Genomic DNA, 21,722 nt, shown 5'->3' with positions numbered 1-21,722 from the left:
CCGCCCTCAAACTGCCTGCGACAATAACGCCTTTTGGCTAAGGCGAATGAGGTTCTAATGACAAAAAAAATCCTGATGGCTTTGCTGATCGGAACGATGAGTCTGCCGGCGGCGGCGGAGCGCATCCGCGATCTGGTGACGGTGCAGGGCGTGCGAGACAACGCCCTGATCGGCTACGGCCTGGTGGTGGGGCTGGACGGCTCCGGCGACCAGACCATGCAGACGCCGTTCACCACCCAAAGCCTGAGCAACATGCTGTCGCAGCTGGGCATCACCGTGCCGCCGGGCACCAACATGCAGTTGAAAAACGTGGCGGCGGTCATGGTGACCGCCAAACTGCCGCCGTTCTCACGCGCTGGGCAGAACATCGACGTGGTGGTTTCTTCGATGGGCAACGCCAAGAGCCTGCGTGGCGGCACCCTGCTGATGACGCCGCTCAAAGGCGTGGATAACCAGGTTTATGCGCTGGCGCAGGGCAACGTGCTGGTCGGCGGCGCAGGCGCGGCGGCCGGCGGCAGCAGCGTGCAGGTCAACCAGCTGGCGGGCGGGCGCATCAGCAACGGGGCTACCATCGAGCGTGAGCTGCCGACCACCTTCGGCAGCGGTGGCGTTCTCAACCTGCAGCTAAACGACGAAGATTTCACGCTGGCGCAGCAGATCAGCGACGCCATCAACCGCCAACGCGGCGGCGGCACCGCGACGCCGCTCGACGCCCGCACGATCCAGGTGCTGGTGCCGCAGGGCAACAGCTCTCAGGTGCGCTTCCTGGCGGAGATTCAAAACATCACCGTCAACGTCGGGGCGATGGACGCCAAAGTGATCATCAACTCGCGCACCGGTTCGGTGGTGATGAACCGCGATGTGATCCTCGACTCTTGCGCCGTCGCCCAAGGTAATCTGTCGGTGGTGGTCGATCGGCAGAACACCGTCAGCCAGCCGACGACGCCGTTCGGCGGCGGCCAGACGGTGGTGACGCCAAACACCCAGATTTCGGTGCAACAGCAGGGCGGATCGCTGCAGAAGGTGAACGCCAGCGCCAACCTGAACAACGTGATCCGCGCGCTGAACGCGCTGGGTGCCACGCCTATCGATCTGATGTCGATCCTGCAGGCGATGCAGAGCGCCGGCTGTCTGCGCGCCAAGCTGGAAATCATCTGATGGCCGGCGATCTGATGGCGATGTCGGGCGCGGCCTATGACGCCCAGGCGCTGAATGGCCTCAAGCGCGATGCGGCGGCCGACCCGCAGGGCAACCTCAAGCAGGTGGCCCAGCAGGTAGAAGGCATGTTCGTGCAGATGATGCTGAAAAGCATGCGTTCCGCCTTGCCGCAGGACGGGGTATTGAGCAGCGATCAAACGCGGCTCTATACCTCGATGTACGACCAGCAAATCGCCCAGCAGATGTCGCAAAAAGGGCTGGGGCTGGCCGACATGATGGTCAAGCAGATGAGCAACGCCAACACGGTGCCGAGCGAAACGGCGGGCCTGTCGCCGATGGCGCTGGACAACGAGGTGCTGCAAACGTTGCCGAACCAGGCGCTGGAGCTGATGGTGCGCCGCGCGATGCCGAAAGCCCCGCCTGCCGCCGCGCCGCTATCGCTCAACAACGGCAACTTCGTCGCTCGCCTGTCGATACCGGCGAAGGTCGCCAGCCAGCAGAGCGGCATTCCGCATCAGCTGATCGTCGCGCAGGCGGCGCTGGAGTCTGGCTGGGGGCAGCGCGAGATCCCGACCTCAGACGGCACGCCGAGCTACAACCTGTTCGGCATCAAGGCCGGCGGCAGCTGGAACGGGCCGGTGACGGAGATCACCACCACCGAGTTCGAACAGGGCGCGGCGAAGAAGGTGAAGGCGAAGTTCCGCGTCTACGGCTCGTACGTCGAGGCGATCGCCGATTACGTCAAGCTGCTGACCAACAACCCGCGCTACGCCGACGTGGCCGCCGCGCGCAGCCCGGAGCAGGCGGCGCATGCGCTGCAACGCGCCGGGTACGCCACCGACCCGCAGTACGCCAGCAAACTGGTCAGCGTGATTCAGCAGATGAAGAACGCGGGGGAACAGGCGGTGAAAGCTTACACTCACGATCTGAAAGATTTGTTCTAAATCCCCGTCATTCTTGACGCCGCTGCGGCGTTGATTGCACAAGCTCGCCCCGGTCACTTGGCTTAACCAGGCTCCCGGGGACGCCTTTGCTTATCGCCTTTCTGCGGCGCCAATTATTTAGGGGATAGGCGGTAATGAATGCTGACCGCATTGCCGCTTTTTTTCCTCAAGTTCTTCCCATTTTGGCCGATAACCGAAACAGGCTGAGCGAACAGGCTCAGCAGCTCAATTAGAACCCTGTGGGCCACCGGCGCCGCAGCATAAGGAATTCCGATGTCCAATAGCTTAATCAATACCGCGATGAGCGGGCTGAATGCGGCTCAGGTGGCGCTCAGTACCGTCAGCAACAACATCTCCAACTACAACGTGGCGGGCTACAACCGCCAGACCGCGATCCTGGCGCAGAACGGCGGCATGGCCACCATGAGCGGATTTATCGGCAACGGCGTGACCGTCACCAGCGTCAACCGCGAGTACAACCAGTTCATCACCAACCAGCTGCGCGGCGCGCAAAGCGCGTTCGGGGCGCAAAACGCCTATTACGAGAAGATTTCGCAGATCGATAACCTGCTGGCGAGCAAAACCAACCCGCTGTCGACCAACATGCAGGATTTCTTCACCAACCTGCAGAACCTGGTGAGCAACGCCGGTGACGACGCCGCGCGCCAGACGGTGCTGGGCAAGGCCAACGGCCTGGTGAACCAGTTCAACAACACCGACAAATTCCTGCGCGACATGGACAACGGCGTTAATCAGCAGATCAGCGATACGGCGCAGCAGATTAACAGCTACGGCCAACAGATCGCCAAGCTGAACGACGAGATCACCCGTTTGCGCGGCAGCGCCGGCGGCGAGCCGAATGCGTTGCTGGATCAGCGCGATCAGCTGGTCACCGAGCTGAACCAACTGGTGGGCGTACAGGTCACGCAACAGGACGGCGATGCGTATACCGTCTCCTTCGCCAACGGTTTGACCCTGGTGCAGGGCAGCAACACCTATCAGGTAGAAGCCGTGCCTTCCAGCAGCGATCCTTCCCGTCTGACCATCGGTTATAACCGCGGCAATGGCGCCAGCGAAGTGCCGGAAGGCCAGATCACCAGCGGCACGCTGAGCGGCGTGCTGAAATTCCGCAGCGAAACGCTGGATGGCGTGCGCAATCAGCTGGGCCAGTTGGCGCTGGCGATGGCGGACAGCTTCAATCAGCAGCATCGCGCCGGTTTCGATCTGAACGGTGATGCGGGCGGCGACTTCTTCAGCTTCAGCGGCGGCCGGGTGGTGGATAACACCCGTAACACCGGCGACGCGTCGCTGTCGGTCGCTTACACCGACACCGGCAAGGTGAAGGCCAACGATTACCGCGTCGAGTTCGACGGCAGCAACTGGCAGGTCAGCCGCCTGCCGGACAACGTGAAAGTCAACGCCACGCCGGGCACCAGCGCGGACGGCAAACCGACGCTGAACTTCGACGGGTTGGAAGTGAGCATCGACGGCAATGCGCAGGCCAAAGACAGCTTCACCGTGAAGCCGGTCAGCGACGTGGCGGGTAACCTGAAAGTGGCCATCACCGATTCGTCCAAGATCGCCGCCGCCGGTAAAGACGACAGCGGCCGCGGCGATAACGAAAACGCCAAGAAGCTGCTGGATCTGCAAACCAAAAACCTGGTGGACGGCAAGGCGACCCTGAGCGGCGCTTACGCCGGCATCGTCAGCGGCGTCGGCAACCAGACCGCTGCCGCCAAGGCCATTGCCACGTCGCAGGCCAAGATCGTGACGCAACTGGGCGCGCAACAGCAGTCGATGTCCGGCGTCAACCTTGACGAAGAGTACGGTGAACTGTTGCGTTTCCAACAGTACTACATGGCCAACGCGCAGGTGATTCAGACCGCCAGCTCGCTGTTCGACGCGCTGCTGAATATTCGTTGATTTTATTGTTAACCGGCACCGATAACGGCGCCGGTCGCTCAGAGTAAGGAACCCACAGCATGCGCATGAGCACCAGCATGATGTACCAACAGAACATGAACGGCATCACGGGCAACCAGTCGCTGTTCATGAAGGCGGCCGAGCAGCTTTCCTCCGGCAAGCGGGTGATCAACCCGTCCGACGATCCGCTGGCGGCGTCGCGCGCGGTGATGTTGTCGCAGTCGCAGGCGGAAAACAGCCAATACACGCTGGCGCGCACCTTCGCTCGCCAAAACGTGTCGATGGAAGAAACGGTCTTGGCCGGCGCGACGTCCACTATCGCGGACATGAAGGCGTTGATCGTCAACGCCGGCGGCACGGAAAGCGATAACGACCGTCAGTCGTTGGCCACCCAGCTGCAGGGGCTGAAAGATCAGCTGCTGAACCAGGCCAACAGCACCGACGGCAACGGCCGCTATATGTTCGGCGGATATGTGAACGACAAGGCGCCATTCGTCGACAACGGCGGCACCGTCAGTTATCAGGGCGGGGACAAGACGGTTCAGCAGAAAGTGGACGCCAACCGCACCATGACCATCGGCCATACCGGCAACGCGGTGTTCATGTCGTTGACCAGCAACCCGAAGCCCGAGCCGGACGGCAGCGCGCCGGTCAGCAACGTGTTCGAGAGTATCGATATCGCGCTGAACGCGCTGAAAATCCCGCTGCAGGGCGCCGATGAGGCCACCAAGCAGCAGGTGAACGATGCGCTGGCGAAAGCCAACCGCGGCCTGGACAACTCTTACAACAACGTGCTGAGCGTGCGCGCCGAGCTGGGCAGCCAGCTGCAGGAAATGGATCAGCTGGACAGCATCGGCAAAGAGCGAGACATGACCAACCAGGTCCAGATGAGCGCGTTGACGGATGCCGACCTGGCCGAGTCTATCTCGTCTTATTTCATGCAGCAGGCGGCGCTGCAGGCGTCGTATAAAACCTTCAGCGATATGCAGGGCATGTCGCTGTTCCAGATGAATCGTTAAGAGCAATACCCCGTTGCCTGACCGCGACGGGTTTCCCTTTAGTGCGCTTAGAAAATACCCTCTCCGCCCCGCGGGGAGGGAGGCTTCTTGAAACCGGGCGCACTCGTTTGGCGCGTCGCTCGTTCTCCCACTACTGACTGGGCGACGCGCCTTTTTTTCATCAGGAAAGAAATAATAAGATTGTCACCCCTGCTTAATGCGCAACGGCATGATTGAACTCAGCGGCGGAAAAATCGTGAGGGGATATTATTTCCCTGATGATCAATAGCGGTATTATTTCTTTTTCTTCACCACTTTCCATTTTCCGCCGTCGGCCGTCTCGGTAAAAGAAACGCTAAATTTGTTGCTTTTCCAGTGGGTCAAACCGAATAACCGGCGCGCCTTGCGGTTGCTTTTCGCTTTAATCATTTTCTCGCTCCTGTGGTTAGTAAAGGTCGATGCTGCGCCCTGCAGCCGGCAGGCGCCGGACGCATTTATTCAAGGTATAAGTTATCTGTCGCGCATTTAACCCTGCGTGACTGCGTTATTTTTATTTTTTACTCAAGATAAACGTACTTTATCGCTGCGGGAAAATAAGGAGATGCAGGCGATATTTTTTGTTACCGGGTCTATTCTAGGTCGGGGTTTTATTTATTCAAGCCGCCGGAGACATTTGAACCTTAATCCGGATAAAAGACGTTTCTCAGGCTTTTATCCCAGGAAAGCGTTTTTATTGCCATTTTGTCTCAGGGGAAAAGGGGGAAAGGAAGGGGCTTAGAAGGTCATGCCGCCGATCACCGCCGCCAGCCGGTCGAAGATTTCACCGAACAGATGCTCGCAGAACGGCGCCAGCATCGGCATCATCATGCCCAGCGTCATAATGCCGAAGGTCATGGTGACCGGGAAGCCGATCACAAAGACCGACAGCTGCGGCGTCATGCGGTTGAGCAAGCCGAGCGCCATGTTCAGCGTCAACAGCAGGCAGATCAGCGGCAGCGCCAGCATCATGCCGTTGATGAAGATCAGCGAGCCGACCTGGGTCAGCACCAGGAAGCCATTGCCGTTCAGAGGCTGCGTTTGGACAGGCAGGGTGTGGAAGCTGTCCGCCAGCAGCGAAATCAGCCACAGATGGCCGTCGAAGCTGAGGAACAGCAGCATCGCCAGCAGGTTGAGCAGGCGCGCCAGCACCGGCATGTTCGGGCCGCCGCTGGGATCGAAGAAGGTGGCGAACGACAGGCCCATCTGCATGCCGATCACTTCGCCCGCCAGGCGCACCGCCGCGAAGGCAAACTGCATGGTCAATCCCAGCGCCACGCCGATCAGAATCTGTTGAATCGCCAGCCACAGGCCGGCGGCGGAGAAGATCGGGATATTGCTGGCGGGCAGCGTTGGCGCGATCAGAATGACGATCAGCCCGCCAAGGCCGATTTTGACCTTTTTGCTGATTTGCTTTTCGCTGAATATCGGCGCGGTGCTGATCAGCGCCAGAATGCGCAGCAGCGGCCAAAAATAGTGGCTGAGCCAGACGGTGAGCTGGGCGCTGTCGAAGGTGAGCACGGTTAGCCGATCAGGGTGGGCAGGTTGCTGAACAGGGTGCGCATGTAGTCCAGCAGCAGGTTCAACATCCAGGGGCCGGCGATGATGATGGTGGCCACCACCGCCAGAATTTTGGGGATGAACGACAGCGTCATTTCGTTGATCTGGGTGGCGGCCTGCAGCAGGCTGACCACCAGGCCGCTAATCAGCGCCGCCAGCAGCAGCGGGGCGGCCAGCGCCAGCGCCACTTTCATCGCCTCGGTGCCGAGCGCCATAACCGATTCAGGTGTCATCTCGCGTTCTCCGGTCGGGGGTTACGAATAGAAGCTCTGCGCCAGCGAGCCGAGCAGCAGCTGCCAGCCATCGACCAGCACAAACAGCATCAGCTTGAACGGCAGCGAGATGGTGGCCGGCGGCACCATCATCATCCCCAGCGCCATCAGCACGCTGGCGACCACCAGGTCGATAATCAGGAACGGAATGAACACCGTAAAACCGATCTGGAAGGCGGTTTTCAGTTCGCTGGTGACGTAGGCGGGCAGCAGGATGCGCATCGGCACCGCCTCCGGGCCGGCCAGCGGCGGCTGATTGGCCAGCCTGGCGTACAGCGCCAAATCGGTTTCGCGCGTTTGGCGCAGCATGAATTCGCGCAGCGGCTGCGCGCCTTTATCCAGCGCGACCTCCAGCCCGATCTTGTCCTGGCTGAACGGCAGATAGGCGTCCTGATAAACCTTGTCGAACACCGGCGACATGATAAAGAAGGTCAGGAACAGCGCCAGCCCCAGCATCACTTGGTTCGGCGGCGCCGACGGCGTGCCCAGCGCGTTGCGCAGCAGGCCGAGCACGATGATGATGCGGGTGAAGCTGGTCATCATCAGCAGCATGGCCGGCAGGAAGGTCAGCGAGGTTAACAGCACCAGCGTCTGCACCGGTAGCGACCAGCTTTGGCCGCCGTTGGCCAGCGGCTGACTGATCAGCCCCGGCAGTTGCGCCAAAGCCGCCGGGCTGATGAACAGCAGGGCGGCAGGGAGCCAAACCGCCGGACGGCGGACGAGGGTATGAAGAGTCGAGGTCATGCCGATTTTTCCGGGCGTTTCAGAACTTTTTGCATCAGTTGGCGGAAGTCCGCCGGCGTCGCCGCGTCGGTCGCGCCCTCGTCTTTCGGCGGGGCGGGCAGGGTGTGCAGCGGGGTGATCTGCTGGGCGGTGACACCCAATACCAGCAAGGTGTCGTCGACTTCCACCACCACCACGCGCTCGCGCTGCCCGACCTGGCAACTGGCGCGCAGGTTGAGCAGCTTGTGGTTGCGCGCCTGCGGGGCGAAGCCCAGCCGGCGGAACAACCAACCGGCCAGCAGGATCAGCAGCAGAATGCCGCCGAGCGCGCTGCTGACCTGCATCAACACCGAACCGGCCGGCAAGGCCGGCGCGGCGGGTGGTTGGCTGCTTTGGACGGTAACGGGCGCCGCGACGGTCATCAGCGGCTCAGTCGACGCATGCGTTCGGACGGGGTGATGATGTCGGTGATGCGCACGCCGAACTTGTCGGCCACCACCACCACTTCACCTTGTGCGATCAGGTAACCGTTGATCAGGATGTCCAGCGGCTCGCCGGCCAGGCCGTCCAGCGCCACCACCGAGCCTTGCGACAGGCGCAACAGCTCTTTGATGGTCATCTTGGTGCGCCCCAGTTCCACGGTCAGCTTGACCGGAATATCCAGGATCAGGTCGATATCCTGCAGGCTGCCGAGCGCATCCTGAGCTTCCAGCGACTTGAACACCCCTTCGGTGCTCGCGCCGGATTTCTCTGTCGACTGCTGCTCGTTAAACGCATCAGCCCACAGATCGTCTACGGATTCCTTTCCTTCGCCAGACGGTTGCTTAGGATCACTCATTGGGCTGTTCCTCACTCAGAGCATTCAAAATAGGGTTAATCAAATGTTCAACACGCAGGGCATATTGCCCATTCAACGTGCCGTATTGGCTGGTCAGAACCGGTACGCCGTCCACATGGGCGATCAGGCGTTCCGGCTTGTCTATCGGTAATACATCGCCCGGCTGCAGCTTCAGGACTTTCGACAGCCGCATCGGGATATCGACGAAGTTGGCGATCAGCTCCAGTTCGGAGTGTTGCACCTGCTTCACCAGGGTTTCGCGCCAATGGCTGTCTTCCTGCCGCGAGTTTTCCAGCGGCGGGTTGGTCAGCAGCTCGCGCAGCGGCTCAATCATCGCGAACGGAATGCAGATGTTGAACTCGCCGGTCAGCGCGCCGATCTCCACCTGGAACGGCGTGGTGACCACGATGTCGTTCGGCGAAGTGGTGATGTTGGTAAATTTCACCTGCATTTCGGCGCGCACGTACTCTACGTCGATCTTGTAGATGGCGCTCCAGGCGTCGCCGTAGGCGTCCAGCGCCAGGCGCAGCATGCGCTTGATCACCCGCTGTTCGGTCGGGGTGAACTCGCGGCCTTCGACCTTGGTCGGGAAGCGGCCGTCGCCGCCGAACAGGTTATCGACGGCGATGAACACCAGGCTCGGCGCGAACACGAACAGGGCGGTGCCGCGCAGCGGGTTCAGATGCACCAGGTTCAGGTTGGTCGGCACCGGCAGGTTGCGGGCGAACTCGTGATACGGCTGGATTTTGATCGGGCCGACGGTAATGTCCGGGCTGCGGCGCAGCAGGTTGAACAATCCCATGCGGAACTGCCGGGCAAAACGTTCGTTGATGATTTCCAGCGCGTGCAGACGCTCGCGCACCACGCGGCGCTGGGTGTTCGGATCGTAAGGCTTGACCTCGCTCTCTTTGCCGACTATCGCTTCGGGTTCATCACCCGCGCTGTCGCCGTTGAGCAAGGCGTCGATCTCTGCCTGTGAAAGAATGCTATCGCCCATAGTGATTACCGCAGTATGAAGGCGGTGAACAGCACGTCGCTGACCACCTGCTTCGGTTGTCCCTTAACCAGTGGTGGGCTGAGCACGTCCTTAATCTGCGCCACCAACTGTTGCTTCCCTTGCTCATTGGCCAGCTGGCTCGCTTCCTGGCGGGAGAGCAGCATCAGCAGACGGCTGCGCACTTCCGGCAGAAAATCGTTCAGCTGGCGGCGGGTACTTTCGTCCGGCAGACGCAGCGTGAGGCCGATGTACAGCACGCGATCCGGGTTGTTGTCCGGCGTCACCAGGTTGACGGTAAAGGTGTCGAGCGGCATGAACACCGGCGCGGCCGGCGGTTGCTGTTTGGCGGCGGCCGGTTCGGCGCCGTTTTTATGCTGTTGCAGCAGCCACCAGCTGTAGCCCGCGGCGCCACAGGCGACGACGCTGATCAAGACCAGCAGGATGACCAGAAGGGGGCGTTTCGGTGCTGCCGGAAGGGAGTTCTGAGACATAGCGAAATCTAATTCCTGTTGTTCCACCCGCGGCCGGCGAGGCGGCGGGCATAGCGCGCGGCAAAGCCGCACGCATGACATGTAAAGGTATTATCGCGTCTATTGCGGCGTGCAATAGCCTGAATAGACGCGCAAATGGGTGCCAGCTTGGGCGTTTGCGGCGGCTCAGGCGAAAATATCGACGCCGTTGACCGCACTGGCCATACGCTGCAGCGTCACCGGTGCGCTGACGCCCTCGGCGGCTGCGCCATCACCGCCATGATGTTCAGCATAGTTGGAACGACCCTGGCCGTTGGAAGCCTGCTGCTGCCATTGCGGGGTGGACTCGCCGCCCACGCTGCTTTGCCCCAGGTTGATACCGCTCTCCGCCAACGCGTGACGCAGCTGCGGCATCGCCGCTTCCACCGCCGCACGCACCTGGCCGTGAGCGGAGGCGATGTGCAGTTGCGCCTGCTGATCGTCCAGTTTTAGCGTGATCTGCAGGGCGCCCAACTCCTGTGGGTGCAGGCGCAGCTCGGCGCTCTGCTGGCCGTTGCGGTGGAACATCAGCACCTGTTGGTTCAACGCCTGCTGCCACTCCGGGCTGCCCAGCTGCGCGTTGAGCTGCGGCGCAGGCGGTGCGGTCACCAGTGCGCTGGCCGGGGCGGCCGTTTGCGTCGGGCTGGCGGCGGCCAGGGCGACGGCGTGGTTGAACGTCGGTGGCTGCTGCGTATCGCTTGCCGGCAGCGGTTGTGCGGTGCTTGCGCGTTCGCCGTTGGTTGGTTGCGGTAGCGCCGCCTTGGCATTATCGCCGTCGGTAGCCGGCGATTTCGCGCCCGTCAACGACGGAGCAGGAGAGGCCGACGCGCGCGCAGCGGTTTTATCACCGGCCGCCGCGATGTTCAGCAGGCCGTTGCCGGGCTGCAGCGCAGTCGCCTCGTCAGCGCTTTCCTCCGGCAGCGGCCGTTGCCCGTCCGCCGGTTGCGCCTGGGCGACGATCGCGGCCGGCAGCATGGCGTAAAGCGCCTGCAGCGTTGCGGCATCCAGCTCTTTGGCGGCGGCGATCGGCGTCTGCGCCGGTTTATCGCCGGCGACGGGCGCTTCGCCCTCGGTATCTTCAGGTGAAAGCGCGTCGGCTGAGGTTGTCGGGTTCTGCAGCAGACCGCCGCGCTCGCCGAAGGTGGCCAGCAGTTGATTGAGCTGGTTGCGGCTCAGGGCCGGGGCGTGTTCATCGTCTGTGTTCAGCGCGACCGGTGGCTGTTTGCCGTCGATCGCGGGCGCGAAACGGGCGCCGAGCAGCTGGGCGAAAGCGGACGACAGCTGGCTCTCATCCAGCGCCGACGTCAGTTCGGCCAGGCCGCCGGCGTCGCCGGGTAAGACCAGACCGGGCAGGGCGTTCAGATTCATGGGTTGATATTCCTTTGTGCACTGCGTTGAGCGAACTCATCCATCAGTTTTTGATCCCGTTTGTTCTCCTGCTGCTGCTCCGCCGTCATGGCGCGGGTATGCAGGGTCTCGAAAGCGTTCAGCCGCTGTTGTTTGTCTTGCCATTGCTTCACCGCATGATCCACTTTCTGCCCCCACTGCAGCAGCTGCTGGCGGTGCTGGTCGATGGCCTGTTCCAGCGTGCCGATAAACTGCTGGTAGTTTTGCCAGCGTGAGCTGTCCATGCCGTCGCAGAGCGTATGATTCAGCTTCTGGCGGTATTCGTCCTGATAGTTGAGCAGCATCGACAGCTGCTGTTCTGCCGCCTGCTGCGCCTGCCGTACCTGGCCCAGCTGTTGCGCGGCCTGTTCCACCGCATCCTGCGCCAGATCGCGCAGGGTAATCAGGGGGGATTGTGATTTCATCGCTCTGCGCCTCTGGTGACGTTAAACAATCAACTGCTGCAGCTGTTGACAGGCTTCGTCATAGCCGCTGCGTTCAAAGATGCCCTGCTGCAGGTAGGCTTCCATCTGCGGATACAGCGTCATCGCTTTGTCCAGCAACGGATCGCTGCCTGCCGCGTAGGCGCCGACGCTGATCAGATCGCGGTTGCGCTGATAGCTGGCCAGCATCTGTTTGAAGGTGCGCACCCGGCGGTAATGCTCTTCGTCGATCAGCGACGTCATGGCGCGGCTGATCGACGCTTCGATGTCGATCGCCGGGTAGTGGCCGGCCTCCGCCAGGCGCCGGGACAGCACCACGTGGCCATCGAGAATCGCGCGCGCCGAGTCGGCGATCGGGTCTTGCTGATCGTCCCCTTCGGTCAACACGGTGTAGAAGGCGGTGATGGAACCGCCGCCGCTGATGCCGTTGCCTGCGCGTTCCACCAGCGCAGGCAGCTTGGCGAAGACCGACGGCGGATAGCCTTTGGTCGCCGGCGGCTCGCCGATGGCCAGGGCGATCTCACGCTGCGCCATGGCGTAGCGGGTGAGGGAGTCCATGATCAGCAACACATGCTGCCCGCGATCGCGGAAATCTTCGGCGATGCGTGTGGCGTAGGCCGCTCCCTGCATGCGCAGCAGCGGCGACACGTCGGCCGGCGCGGCGATCACCACCGATCGCGCCCGGCCTTCGGCGCCGAGAATGTTCTCGATAAAGTCTTTGACCTCGCGGCCACGCTCGCCGATCAGGCCAACGACGATCACATCTGCCTGGGTATAGCGGGCCATCATGCCGAGCAGCACGCTCTTGCCGACGCCGGAACCGGCGAACAGGCCCATGCGCTGGCCGCGACCGACGGTCAGCAGGCCGTTGATGGTGCGCACCCCCACGTCCAGCACCTGCTCGATCGGCGTGCGCTGTAAGGGATTGAACGGCGCGGTGATCAGCGGCGCCCGGTAACCGGTTTCCGGTGAAGGCAGGCCGTCGAGCGGTTTGGCGCTGCCGTCCAGCACCCGTCCCAACAGCGCCGGGCCGAGCGGCAGCTGTTTGCCGGCGCTTTGGCCTTCCGGCGCGATGCGGGCGTAAACCCGTGCGCCCGGCACGATGCCTTCCACTTCTTCCAGCGGCATCAGGAACAGCCGCTGGCCGTTGAAGCCGACCACTTCGCTTTCCACTTCCTGCACCTCACCGGCGTCGTGCCGTTCGATGAGGCAGGTCGCGCCGAGCGGCAGCTGCAGCCCGGTGGCCTCCAGCACCAGTCCGGTGGCGCGGGTCAGGCGACCGTAGCGGCGCACCGTCGGCGCGCGGGCGATGCGCTTTTCCAGCGTATCCAGAGAGCTCAGCCAGCGGCCGAGACGCGCGGTCATCAGACTTCTCCCGGTGCTGCCAGGCGGCACAGTTCATGCCAGCGCGTTGCCAGGCTGGCGTCGAGATCGCCTTCCTCGGCGCTGACCTTGCAGCCGCCCGGATGCAGTTCGCCGTCCGCCAGCAGACGCCAGCCGTGCAGGCTGAGGGTGACCCCCAACTGTTGCTCGACGCGTGGGTAGTCGTCCGGGTGCACCCGCAGCTGCGGCTTGCCGTTGAACATCGGCTCCTGCTGGATCAGCTGTTGGATCTGCGCCAGCAGGGCGGTGCCGTCGCACACCGGCGGTTGGCCCAGCACCTGCTTGGCGGCGGTCAGCGCCAGCTGCATCAGTCGGGAGGCGATCACGCTGTCGAGCGCATCCAGCGTGTGCTGGAATTCGGTGACCAGCTGCTGCCAGTGGGCAGTCAGCGGCTGCTGCTGCTGCTGTGCTTCCAGCAGCCCTTGCTGGCGGCCTTCCTCCAGTCCGGACTGGAAACCGGCCTCATAGCCTTTTTGCTGGCCGTCGGCATAGCCCAGTTGCTGGCCCTGTTGTTCCGCCTGCAGGCGCAGCGTCGCCAACTGCTGCTGCAATTCGGCCTGTGCGTCCGGCGACGGATCGTCAAGTTCGAGATCCGGCAACTGCGGCAGTTCGAACGCCGGTTTCTGTTCGCCCAAATCGTTGAGCGACCAGGGCTGCCAGGGCAGGGTGTTAATGCGATCAGACATAGGTGTCCTCGCCGCCGCCGATGATCATTTCGCCGCTTTCCGCCAGGCGTCTCACCACCAGCAGGATGGCTTTCTGCTCGTTCTCCACCTGCGACATGCGCACCGGCCCACGGTTGGCCAGATCGTCGCGCAGGATGTCGGCGGCGCGTTGCGACATGTTCTTGAGGAACTTCTCGCGCAGCGGCTGCTCGGCGCCTTTCAACGCGATCAGCAGCGACTCGCCTTCCACTTCCTGCAGCAGGCGTTGGATACTGCGATCGTCGACTTCCACCAGGTTTTCGAACAGGAACATCTCGTCGATGATCTTCTGCGCCAGCTCGCCGTCGTATTCGCGCATCGCGTCGATGACCGCCTCTTCCTGCTGGGTTTTCATCAGGTTGATGATCTCGGCGGCAGTACGCACCCCGCCCATTTTGCTGCGTTTGAGGTTCTGGCCGTCGAGCAGGTTGTTCAGCACTTCGGTCAGCTCCGCCAACGCCGCCGGCTGCACGCCGCCGAAGGTGGCGATACGCAGCATCACGTCGTTGCGCAGGCGTTCGTCGAACAGGGCCAGGATATCCGCCGCCTGGCCGCGTTTGAGGTGCACCAGGATGGTGGCGATGATCTGCGGGTGTTCGTCGCGGATCAGATCGGCGGCGCTCTGCGGCTCCATAAAGTTGAGCGTTTCCATGCCGGTAGTGGTCTCGCGCGATTCGAGAATGTCTTCCAGCAGGCTGGCGGCGCGCTCTTCGCCCAGCGCCTTGACCAGCACCGAGCGCAGATAGTCGCTGGCGTTGACGCTCAGCGCCGCGTATTGCTCGGCGTCGTCTTCAAACTCGGTCAGTACTTCGCCGAGCTGTTTGTGCGAAACCTGGCTCATGCCGGCCATGGTGCCGCTCAGCAGCTGTACTTCGCGCGAGGAGAGGTGCTTGAACACCTCCGCCGCACGATCTTCACCCAGCGTCATCAGCAGGATGGCGCTTTTGTCGGTTCCGGTCAGGCTCATATCTCGTTACTCATCCATTGGCGGATTACCAGAGCGACCACGCGTGGGTCTTTGTCAGCCAGATCGCGGATCCGCTGGCTCTGGACTTCTGCGCTGACGCGCTGCTGCGATTTACGACGCTGCGCCAGCTCCTCGTTGCTCGGTTTGCTGCTGTCGACCGCTTTGGCGGCAGGGGCGTTGGCGGCGGCGACGGCGGCCTGTTGTGCCGCCTGGCGCTGTTGCAGCTGCGGCCGCACCAGTTTGCGCCACAGCAACCAGGCCACCAGCAGCACCAGCAGATAGCGGCCCGCGTCGATCAGGCGATCGATAAACGACTGGCTTTGCCAGAACGGCAGTTCGCCACCGGTCACCTGACTGTCAGTAAACGGCGTGTTGACCACGTTCAGGGTATCGCCACGGCTGCTGGAGTAGCCCATCGCTTCACGCACCAGCGCTTCGATCTGCGCCAGCTGCTCTTTGCTCATCGGCTGCGGTTTGCCGTCTTTATCGGTGCCCAGATAGTTGACCACCACGGCGACCGACAAACGCTGCACGGTGCCGGCTTTTTGCTGGGTATGGCGAATGGTGCGGTCGAGCTCGTAGTTGGTGGTCGCGTCGCGACGGGTATTTTGCGGTACGCCGTTGGCCGCCGCGCTGCGGGTGGTCGCGGCGTTTTGCGCGGTGGCGTTGGCATTGTTGCCTGCCGCGGTGGCTGGCTTGGCGGTCTCAATCGGCGCCGTGGCAGGCGCGCTTGGTTGGTTGGACAGTGCGCCCGGCACGCCGCCTACCTGTGGCCCGCCGATCTGCTCGCTCAGGCTGGTTTGCTGAGAGCGGATAGCGGCTTTGTCCGGCTGTTGGTTCGGTTGGTACTGTTCATCGGTTTGTTCGCGAGTGGCGAAGTCAATCTGCGCCGTGACCTGCGCACGCACGTTGGCGCTGCCGACCACCGGGGCGAGGATCGCTTCGATGCGGCGCTGGAAGCCGTTTTCCACTTCGTTGGCGTATTTCAGCTGCGAGGCGTTGAGATCGCGCCCGGTGCCGTCGGACTGCGTCAGCAGGCGACCGGCCTGATCGACCACGGTCACGTTGCCCGGCGGCAGGCCGGCGACGCTGCTCGACACCATATAAACGATGGCGTTGATCTGGCCATCATCCAGCGCACGGCCGGGTTGCAGGGTCAGCGTCACCGACGCGGAAGGGGATTTCTGTTCGCGCACGAACAGCGAAGGTTTAGGCAGCGCCAGGTGAACGCGGGCGTTTTGCACCGGCCCCAGCGATTCGATAGTGCGCGACAGCTCGCCTTCAAGGGCGCGCTGGTAGTTGATCTGCTCGCTGAACTGGCTGATGCCGAATTTTTCCTGATCCAGCAGTTCGAAGCCGACGGCGCCACCCTTCGGCAGCCCTTGCTGCGCCAGACGCAGACGGGTTTCATGCACTTTTTCCGCCGGGATCAGCAGCGCCGCGCCATTTTCGGCAAAGCGGTAAGGGATGTTCATCTGCGTCAGTTGAGTGACGATGGCACCACCGTCGCGGTCGTTCAGATTGCTGTACAGCACGCGGTAGTCGGGGCTTTTCACCCACAATAGCAGCGCGACGACGATCGCGATCGCGGCGGAAGCGGCGACCAGCAACGGAATTTTCGGGTTGGCGCGCAGACGATTCCAGATGGCCTGCAGGCCGTTGTCGCGGCTTTCGCCGGCGGTTATCGAAGCACTCATTTTAGGTCTCGTCCTTCAATGGCGCTCACGATCCCGTACGGGCCGCTGAGCAGCTCCCTGCCAGGCTGATGAACGGTATGGTTAGCGTTGTGTGACAAAACAGACTCCCTGATACACATATCTTCTAAATAGCGGCGCTCCCATTTCTGGGCAGGCCATTATTCGCCTTATCAGACGATTCCGATTGCCCGATAAGCCGGGTTTTTTGCAGTTAATTAGCCGCTTTAGGTCTGAAAACGCTGTGCTAGGGTGTGCATCATTGGAGAAGTGCAGGGTGAAACGTCACCCGGCGAGACGAGATGATTGAGGATCAGATGGCGATTCAGGGCATTGAAGGGGTACTGCAGCAGATGCAGACCATGGCGGTTCAGGCCGGCAAGATGGGGCAAAATGCGGCGCCGCAGGGCGTCAGCTTCGCCAGCGAACTGACCGCGGCGCTCGGCAAGATCAGCGAGACCCAGCAAACGGCGCGCAAACAGGCGCAGGATTTTGAACTGGGCGCGCCGGGCATCAGCCTGAACGATGTGATGGTCGATCTGCAGAAATCGTCGGTCTCGCTGCAGCTGGGCGTGCAGGTGCGCAACAAGCTGGTGGCGGCCTACCAGGACATCATGAATATGCCGGTGTGATGAGCATGCCGCTCATTTTGCAGTGACATTTGGGCCGGCGCTGTTACCCTATAGCGACGGTTATTTATCAGGATAGGATGATGTGCAAATCGCTGTGTCTTGCTCTGGGCATCATGGCGCTGTCAGGATGCGCCGGGCAAAACGATGATGATTCATCGGCCCAAAAAAACGCGGCTCATCAGGAAGCCGGCAAGGAATGGAAAGCGTTTGTCGCGCCGCTGTCCGTGAAAACGCAGTCACCCGGTGAGCGAGAAATGAAACGCGTCGCCCGGCAATATTGACGCCGAGACCCCAGCCGATGAACAAAAAAAACCAGCTATCGAAATAGCTGGCTCAAAGTGCGATAAAACTTTATATGATGTAGGTGCGTCGACGCCCGTTCTGGGTGACGTCAACGCGGTTATCATATTTGTTATGTTATAACAAATCAATGCTGCCGTGCGTTTGCCTCAGTCCGCCAATTCCGCAATCCGCTGGTGGGCGTTCGCCAGCCCCTGCGCGAGGCCGTGCGGTTTCATATCCAGCCCTTCGGCATAGATAAATTGCACGTCGCCGATCCCCATCAGCCCCAGCACCGACCGCAGATAGGGCGTCACGGCGTCGGTCGGCTGGCCGGCGTGTACGCCGCCGCGTGAACTGAATACCAGCGCATTGACGCCGTCGACCAACCCGACCGGATAGGTGGCGGTATAGTTGAACGTTACCCGGGCGCGGGCCACCAGATCGAACCAGTTTTTCAGCTGGGTCGGGACGTTGAGGTTGTACATCGGCGCCCCGATCAGCAGCAGATCGCTCCCTTTCAGTTCGGCAATCAGCCGATCGGAAAGCGCCAGCGCCGCTTTGGCGCGTGGGCTGGTGTTTTCCGCGCCGCGCAGCGCACTGAACAGCTCGCCGTCCAATACCGGCAGGTCCAACGCCGTCAGATCGTGCTCGATGATCTGGTCTTCGTGCCCGTTGGCCCGACGTTCCGCCAGATAGCGATCAATCAGGTTATTGGTCTGCGAGTCGTTTCCCATAATGCTGGATTTGAGCACCAGTATTTTTTTCATACGGTTGTCCTCTGACGGTCATCTGTGGTTTTCACCGGGAATTCCGGAATGACTGCAGGTTATCATTGCTTGATGTTCACCAGTGGTGATAGGTTTTCACTTAATTGATTCCAATTTGGAAACGGTAAAATGAAAAGCGATCTCAGCGCGCTGCCGGCTTTTGTCGCCGTGGCGGAAGGCGGCAGTTTTGCCGCCGCCGCAGAAAAACTGCATCTGACGCGCTCCGCGGTCAGCAAAATCGTGTCGCGGCTCGAGGCGCGACTCGGTGTGATGTTGTTTATGCGCACTACGCGCAGCCTGAGCCTGACGGATGAAGGGGTGCTGTACTACGAGCACTGTCGGCAGGCGTTGGCGAACATTCAGGCGGCGGAAAATCAGCTGGACAGCGGCAAGATGCAGGTCAGCGGCCGGCTCAGGGTCTCAGTGCCGGTGTTGTTCGGCCACCTGTGCATCGCCCCCTTGCTGACGGCGCTGGCGAATGAGCATCCGTTGCTGGCGTTGGAAATCTCGTTCAGCGACCGCAGGATCGATCTGGTCGACGAGGGGTTCGATCTGGCGGTACGCATCGGCGAGCTGGCGGACAGCGGCAGTCTGGTTGCCCGGCGTCTGGGTGAACACGGCATGCTCCTGTGCGCTTCGCCCGATTATCTGCAGCGCTGCGGCGAACCGCGCACGGTAGACGCCTTAAGCCGACATCAGGCGGTGGGGTATCTGCACGCCGGCGCCGTGTTGCCCTGGCAACTTCGCGGCGAAAACGGCGAGCTGCGGCCGTTCAGGCCACCGGCCAAGATGATGATGGACGATATGCAGGGGATCGTCGATGCCGTTTCCGCCGGCGCCGGTATTGCCTGGCTGCCGGAGTGGCTGGTACGCGATCGGCTGGTGGCGGGGGCGTTGGTGGAGCTCATGCGTGGTGAGTCCAGCCCCAGTTTTCCGGTGAATGTGGTATGGCCGTATATGCCTTACCAGCCGCTTAAGGTACGGCTGGCGGTGGACAAATTGGTGGCGGAGCTGCCGGGGAAATTGGCGCTTGTGGCGCCGGCGGTATCGCACCGGTAATGGCTGGTGCCACAATCAACAGGAAATGGGCGCTAATGTTCCGAATAGAGGGACGAAAACGGCGCTGTCAGGCTCATTGACTGCGCAGGCGGCCGTTTATTATGGCCTGATTAGTAGGGTTATTATTCGAGGCAGGTCAATGAGCACGAAAAGCGAATCCAGATGGCGCCTGATCAGTATTTTAATGCTGACGGTACTCGTCGTATTAATTGGCATTCTGGTTAAACTGGATTGAAGTCTGACCAGGCGATAAAAGCCTGGCCATTTTATTGTGCGGCAAGTAAGCGCATCATGTCTTCTTCATACGGCAATGCTAACAGCCACAGCCCCAACAACATTGTTGCCAGAGAAAATAATCGCTTTTCATTACGCATCGTTTAATTTGCTCTTCGGCGATTTGACGTTGCGTAGCCTATCTCAGCGTTGTGACAACGGTTAGGGACCTGTGCCAAATAAAGCCATTTTGTTGCGCGTCCAGTTATGTTTCTCCGGCGGCTATCGTTTCGGTTCCCACGGGGCCAGGTTCCATAATCCTTTGATGACCGCGAATAGCGGTAGGGGCGAAACCGAAGCGTTTGCGAAAACGTTCGGCGAAACGTGATGCGCTTTCATAGCCGACATGTTGCGCGATGGCGGAGATCGGCCAGTCGGTCGACTGCAGCAGGGCCAACGCACTGCTCATGCGCACGTCGATCATCAGGTTGCGCAACGCGGTATTTTCCATCGAGAGTTTGCGGCGCAGCATCACTTCGCTCATCGACAGGCTTTCCGCCACTTTGGCGGCCGTCCAAATGCTGTGTGGATCGGTTGCCAGGCAGCGACGCACGCGCTGCGTCAGGTCCTTGGCTTCGTTGTGGATGAAGCGAATGCCGAATTGGGCCAGCCACAGCAGAATTTCCAGCATTTTGTGCCGCACGATGATGGTGGGAAAACGCTGCCGGAGCGCCAGCGCCAGGCTGGTGGTCTCAAAACTGTGTTTCAACGCGCAGGGCAGGCTGCGCAGCGCCAGAACGGCATCAAACGGCATCGGCGCCGGCGCTTCCTCGGCTGGAGGCTGAATAGTGAGCAGCAATGGGTCGCAGGTCAGCAACTGGCAGCTGAACACCCCCTCTTCGGAGGGGCCGTTAATAATATCCACCGTTTGCCCCCCGTCGATAATCAACAGTTCGCCGGCATGAGCCACCACCTCGTGTTGTTGCCAGCGTACGCGCTTATGGCCTTGTTGTATCAGATACAGGTGTGGTTGCTCAAAATAGACTGAAGGGAATAATAATTCAGTATGCTGAATGATGTGCGCTGAGGCGCCAATTCCTGGACAGAGATTAATTGTACGTTCCATCGATATTCATTTCGCAGCCATTATCTGAGAATATCTTTACGCTTTGATCCGCGTTGGAGCAACATTTTTCCATGGGCCGTGAAACACAGCGGCGTGTTGTATCTATCAAAAATCAATTTCCTGCTGAACAGAAAACGTCCGTGTCGGGATAATGTTTATCCATTAAAGTGAGAGCCAGGCTCGAAGCGCGCATTTTACCAATTACCCATAAACTGAATAATTCAAATGCCATAGATTAATATCCTAACGTAACCCGAGAGTAATAGCGCATAGTGCTATTTAATCCATTTTCGTCAGTATTGTCGATCTTATCGGACCTGCGGTTCCCCCAGTAACAGCGCACGGTCATGAAACTGGCCGTAGGTATTGTTGACCACGTTCTGGCGCGTGGACTGTTCGATCAGCATTTTCAGCTCATCCATGCGCTGTTGTAACAGGCGTTTGAGCTCGGTTTCGTTGTCGAGGATCTGTTGCAGCTTATTGCGCAACATCTCCTGCAACGCCATGGAAGGGCCGGCTTGCCCGGTAAAGGCGGCGGTTTTTTCCACCGCCGTCACGTAAGCGAACTCGAGCTCGACGAGCTCTTCCCAGCGCCCGGTTTGCGCCAGCGCGATCATCTGGCTGCTCAGGCTGTAAATTTGTTGATAAGCGGCTAACAGCTGCTGTTGACGTTCCATTACATGGCGTCCTGCGAAGGTTGGTAGTTGGGGCCGATCTGGCGCCAGGCGTCGGCGATGTTTTCCAGCAGTTTGACCACTTCGGCGATCGCCGCTTCGTCGTTGTGCAGGTTGGCCTGCATCAGACGCCGCTTCATATAGTCGTACAGCGCCGCCAGGTTTTCGGCGATCTCGCCGCCCTGCTGAGGGTCGAGGCCGCTTTTCAGGCCGTTATCGATGATATTGATGGCTTTGGACAGCGCCATACCTTTGCCGGCGATATCGCCCTGGTTCATCAGGATGCGTGCGCGAAGCAGGGCGCTGAGCGCCCCGTCGAACAACATCACGATTAACTGGTGCGGGCTGGCGCTCATGGCGCCGCTTTCCAGACTGACCTGTGCATAGGCCTGAGTGCCGCTACGGTTATACATGCTGTTTTCTTTACCTTGTTA

General features: G+C 60.9%; 25 protein-coding genes. 7 read left to right on the top strand and 18 right to left on the bottom strand.

The annotated features are described in order from the left end of the window. Nucleotides 1-57: 57 nt before the first annotated feature. From QDT79_RS19100 to flgL, 4 genes are all read left to right on the top strand, one after another. The gene (locus QDT79_RS19100; protein ID WP_038876847.1) at nucleotides 58-1,158 is read left to right on the top strand and encodes a flagellar basal body P-ring protein FlgI; all 1,101 of its coding nucleotides are present in this window, start codon (nucleotides 58-60) and stop codon (nucleotides 1,156-1,158) included. Beyond that, complete coding sequence (gene flgJ / locus QDT79_RS19095) at nucleotides 1,158-2,102, top strand: flagellar assembly peptidoglycan hydrolase FlgJ (RefSeq protein ID WP_308316917.1); 945 nt, start codon at nucleotides 1,158-1,160, stop codon at nucleotides 2,100-2,102. The genes QDT79_RS19100 and flgJ overlap by 1 nt, the downstream gene beginning before the upstream one ends. 273 nt (nucleotides 2,103-2,375) lie before the next feature. Continuing rightward, nucleotides 2,376-4,025, top strand: coding sequence for a flagellar hook-associated protein FlgK (flgK, locus tag QDT79_RS19090; RefSeq protein ID WP_107226380.1), 1,650 nt, complete (start codon nucleotides 2,376-2,378; stop codon nucleotides 4,023-4,025). A 59-nt stretch (nucleotides 4,026-4,084) separates the two neighbouring features. Further along, nucleotides 4,085-5,044 carry a flagellar hook-associated protein FlgL gene (flgL, locus tag QDT79_RS19085; protein WP_063990258.1) on the top strand — a complete coding sequence of 320 codons (960 nt, stop codon included), beginning with the start codon at nucleotides 4,085-4,087 and terminating at the stop codon, nucleotides 5,042-5,044. A gap of 273 nt (nucleotides 5,045-5,317) precedes the next feature. Here the strand turns inward: flgL and sra are convergent, their stop codons facing one another. The 14 genes from sra to fliF form a co-directional block, all read right to left on the bottom strand. Further along, the gene (gene sra, locus QDT79_RS19080; protein ID WP_175089935.1) at nucleotides 5,318-5,452 is read right to left on the bottom strand and encodes a stationary-phase-induced ribosome-associated protein; all 135 of its coding nucleotides are present in this window, start codon (nucleotides 5,450-5,452) and stop codon (nucleotides 5,318-5,320) included. A 345-nt stretch (nucleotides 5,453-5,797) separates the two neighbouring features. Continuing rightward, a complete protein-coding gene (gene fliR, locus QDT79_RS19075) occupies nucleotides 5,798-6,580 on the bottom strand; it encodes a flagellar biosynthetic protein FliR (RefSeq protein WP_004934804.1) in 783 nt (260 codons plus the stop codon). A gap of 2 nt (nucleotides 6,581-6,582) precedes the next feature. Continuing rightward, the gene (fliQ, locus tag QDT79_RS19070) at nucleotides 6,583-6,852 is read right to left on the bottom strand and encodes a flagellar biosynthesis protein FliQ (protein ID WP_004934803.1); all 270 of its coding nucleotides are present in this window, start codon (nucleotides 6,850-6,852) and stop codon (nucleotides 6,583-6,585) included. A 21-nt stretch (nucleotides 6,853-6,873) separates the two neighbouring features. Then, a complete protein-coding gene (gene fliP / locus QDT79_RS19065; protein ID WP_025303257.1) occupies nucleotides 6,874-7,635 on the bottom strand; it encodes a flagellar type III secretion system pore protein FliP in 762 nt (253 codons plus the stop codon). Further along, entirely contained in the window at nucleotides 7,632-8,036 is a 405-nt protein-coding gene (gene fliO, locus QDT79_RS19060) for a flagellar biosynthetic protein FliO (RefSeq protein ID WP_063990257.1), read from the bottom strand. The genes fliP and fliO overlap by 4 nt, the downstream gene beginning before the upstream one ends. Further along, entirely contained in the window at nucleotides 8,036-8,452 is a 417-nt protein-coding gene (gene fliN / locus QDT79_RS19055; protein ID WP_038876868.1) for a flagellar motor switch protein FliN, read from the bottom strand. The genes fliO and fliN overlap by 1 nt, the downstream gene beginning before the upstream one ends. Then, on the bottom strand, nucleotides 8,445-9,449 hold the full coding sequence (gene fliM / locus QDT79_RS19050) for a flagellar motor switch protein FliM (RefSeq protein ID WP_025303254.1): 1,005 nt from the start codon (nucleotides 9,447-9,449) through the stop codon (nucleotides 8,445-8,447). Before fliM ends, fliN begins: the two co-directional genes overlap by 8 nt. A 5-nt stretch (nucleotides 9,450-9,454) precedes the next feature. Next, entirely contained in the window at nucleotides 9,455-9,940 is a 486-nt protein-coding gene (fliL, locus tag QDT79_RS19045; protein WP_004934797.1) for a flagellar basal body-associated protein FliL, read from the bottom strand. Between the two features lie 165 nt (nucleotides 9,941-10,105). Continuing rightward, entirely contained in the window at nucleotides 10,106-11,326 is a 1,221-nt protein-coding gene (locus tag QDT79_RS19040; RefSeq protein ID WP_308316916.1) for a flagellar hook-length control protein FliK, read from the bottom strand. Then, on the bottom strand, nucleotides 11,323-11,769 hold the full coding sequence (gene fliJ / locus QDT79_RS19035) for a flagellar export protein FliJ (protein WP_033634978.1): 447 nt from the start codon (nucleotides 11,767-11,769) through the stop codon (nucleotides 11,323-11,325). Before fliJ ends, QDT79_RS19040 begins: the two co-directional genes overlap by 4 nt. 21 nt (nucleotides 11,770-11,790) lie before the next feature. After that, nucleotides 11,791-13,152 carry a flagellar protein export ATPase FliI gene (gene fliI, locus QDT79_RS19030; RefSeq protein WP_004934781.1) on the bottom strand — a complete coding sequence of 454 codons (1,362 nt, stop codon included), beginning with the start codon at nucleotides 13,150-13,152 and terminating at the stop codon, nucleotides 11,791-11,793. Continuing rightward, a complete protein-coding gene (gene fliH, locus QDT79_RS19025; RefSeq protein WP_107226377.1) occupies nucleotides 13,152-13,856 on the bottom strand; it encodes a flagellar assembly protein FliH in 705 nt (234 codons plus the stop codon). Before fliH ends, fliI begins: the two co-directional genes overlap by 1 nt. Next, nucleotides 13,849-14,841, bottom strand: coding sequence for a flagellar motor switch protein FliG (gene fliG / locus QDT79_RS19020; protein WP_060420814.1), 993 nt, complete (start codon nucleotides 14,839-14,841; stop codon nucleotides 13,849-13,851). Before fliG ends, fliH begins: the two co-directional genes overlap by 8 nt. After that, the gene (fliF, locus tag QDT79_RS19015) at nucleotides 14,838-16,538 is read right to left on the bottom strand and encodes a flagellar basal-body MS-ring/collar protein FliF (RefSeq protein WP_130018229.1); all 1,701 of its coding nucleotides are present in this window, start codon (nucleotides 16,536-16,538) and stop codon (nucleotides 14,838-14,840) included. The genes fliG and fliF overlap by 4 nt, the downstream gene beginning before the upstream one ends. 314 nt (nucleotides 16,539-16,852) lie before the next feature. Here fliF and fliE point away from each other — a divergent pair, with 314 nt between their 5' ends. Both fliE and QDT79_RS19005 read left to right on the top strand, forming a co-directional pair. Then, on the top strand, nucleotides 16,853-17,167 hold the full coding sequence (fliE, locus tag QDT79_RS19010; protein WP_004934773.1) for a flagellar hook-basal body complex protein FliE: 315 nt from the start codon (nucleotides 16,853-16,855) through the stop codon (nucleotides 17,165-17,167). A gap of 80 nt (nucleotides 17,168-17,247) precedes the next feature. After that, nucleotides 17,248-17,448 (top strand): hypothetical protein, encoded by a 201-nt coding sequence (locus tag QDT79_RS19005; protein WP_063990253.1) that lies wholly within the window; start codon nucleotides 17,248-17,250, stop codon nucleotides 17,446-17,448. A 168-nt stretch (nucleotides 17,449-17,616) separates the two neighbouring features. Here QDT79_RS19005 and QDT79_RS19000 read toward each other — a convergent pair whose 3' ends face one another. Beyond that, nucleotides 17,617-18,216: an FMN-dependent NADH-azoreductase gene (locus QDT79_RS19000; RefSeq protein ID WP_063990252.1), complete on the bottom strand. Its 600-nt coding sequence runs from the start codon at nucleotides 18,214-18,216 to the stop codon at nucleotides 17,617-17,619. Nucleotides 18,217-18,345: 129 nt separating this feature from the next. On the opposite strand from QDT79_RS19000, the gene QDT79_RS18995 reads away from it, so the two are divergent. After that, nucleotides 18,346-19,275, top strand: coding sequence for a LysR family transcriptional regulator (locus QDT79_RS18995; protein ID WP_107226374.1), 930 nt, complete (start codon nucleotides 18,346-18,348; stop codon nucleotides 19,273-19,275). 478 nt (nucleotides 19,276-19,753) lie between these two features. Here QDT79_RS18995 and QDT79_RS18990 read toward each other — a convergent pair whose 3' ends face one another. The 3 genes from QDT79_RS18990 to fliS all read right to left on the bottom strand — a co-directional run bounded on the left by QDT79_RS18990 (nucleotide 19,754) and on the right by fliS (nucleotide 21,701). Further along, complete coding sequence (locus tag QDT79_RS18990) at nucleotides 19,754-20,614, bottom strand: helix-turn-helix transcriptional regulator (protein WP_130018231.1); 861 nt, start codon at nucleotides 20,612-20,614, stop codon at nucleotides 19,754-19,756. 308 nt (nucleotides 20,615-20,922) lie between these two features. After that, on the bottom strand, nucleotides 20,923-21,291 hold the full coding sequence (gene fliT / locus QDT79_RS18985) for a flagella biosynthesis regulatory protein FliT (RefSeq protein ID WP_004934765.1): 369 nt from the start codon (nucleotides 21,289-21,291) through the stop codon (nucleotides 20,923-20,925). After that, nucleotides 21,291-21,701, bottom strand: coding sequence for a flagellar export chaperone FliS (gene fliS / locus QDT79_RS18980; protein WP_025303243.1), 411 nt, complete (start codon nucleotides 21,699-21,701; stop codon nucleotides 21,291-21,293). Before fliS ends, fliT begins: the two co-directional genes overlap by 1 nt. Nucleotides 21,702-21,722 lie beyond the last annotated feature (21 nt).

The organism is Serratia marcescens (assembly GCF_029846115.1).
Lineage (GTDB): Bacteria > Pseudomonadota > Gammaproteobacteria > Enterobacterales > Enterobacteriaceae > Serratia > Serratia marcescens_L.
Note: the sequence above shows the minus strand (reverse complement) of the source record. Positions and strands in the feature narration are given on the sequence as shown.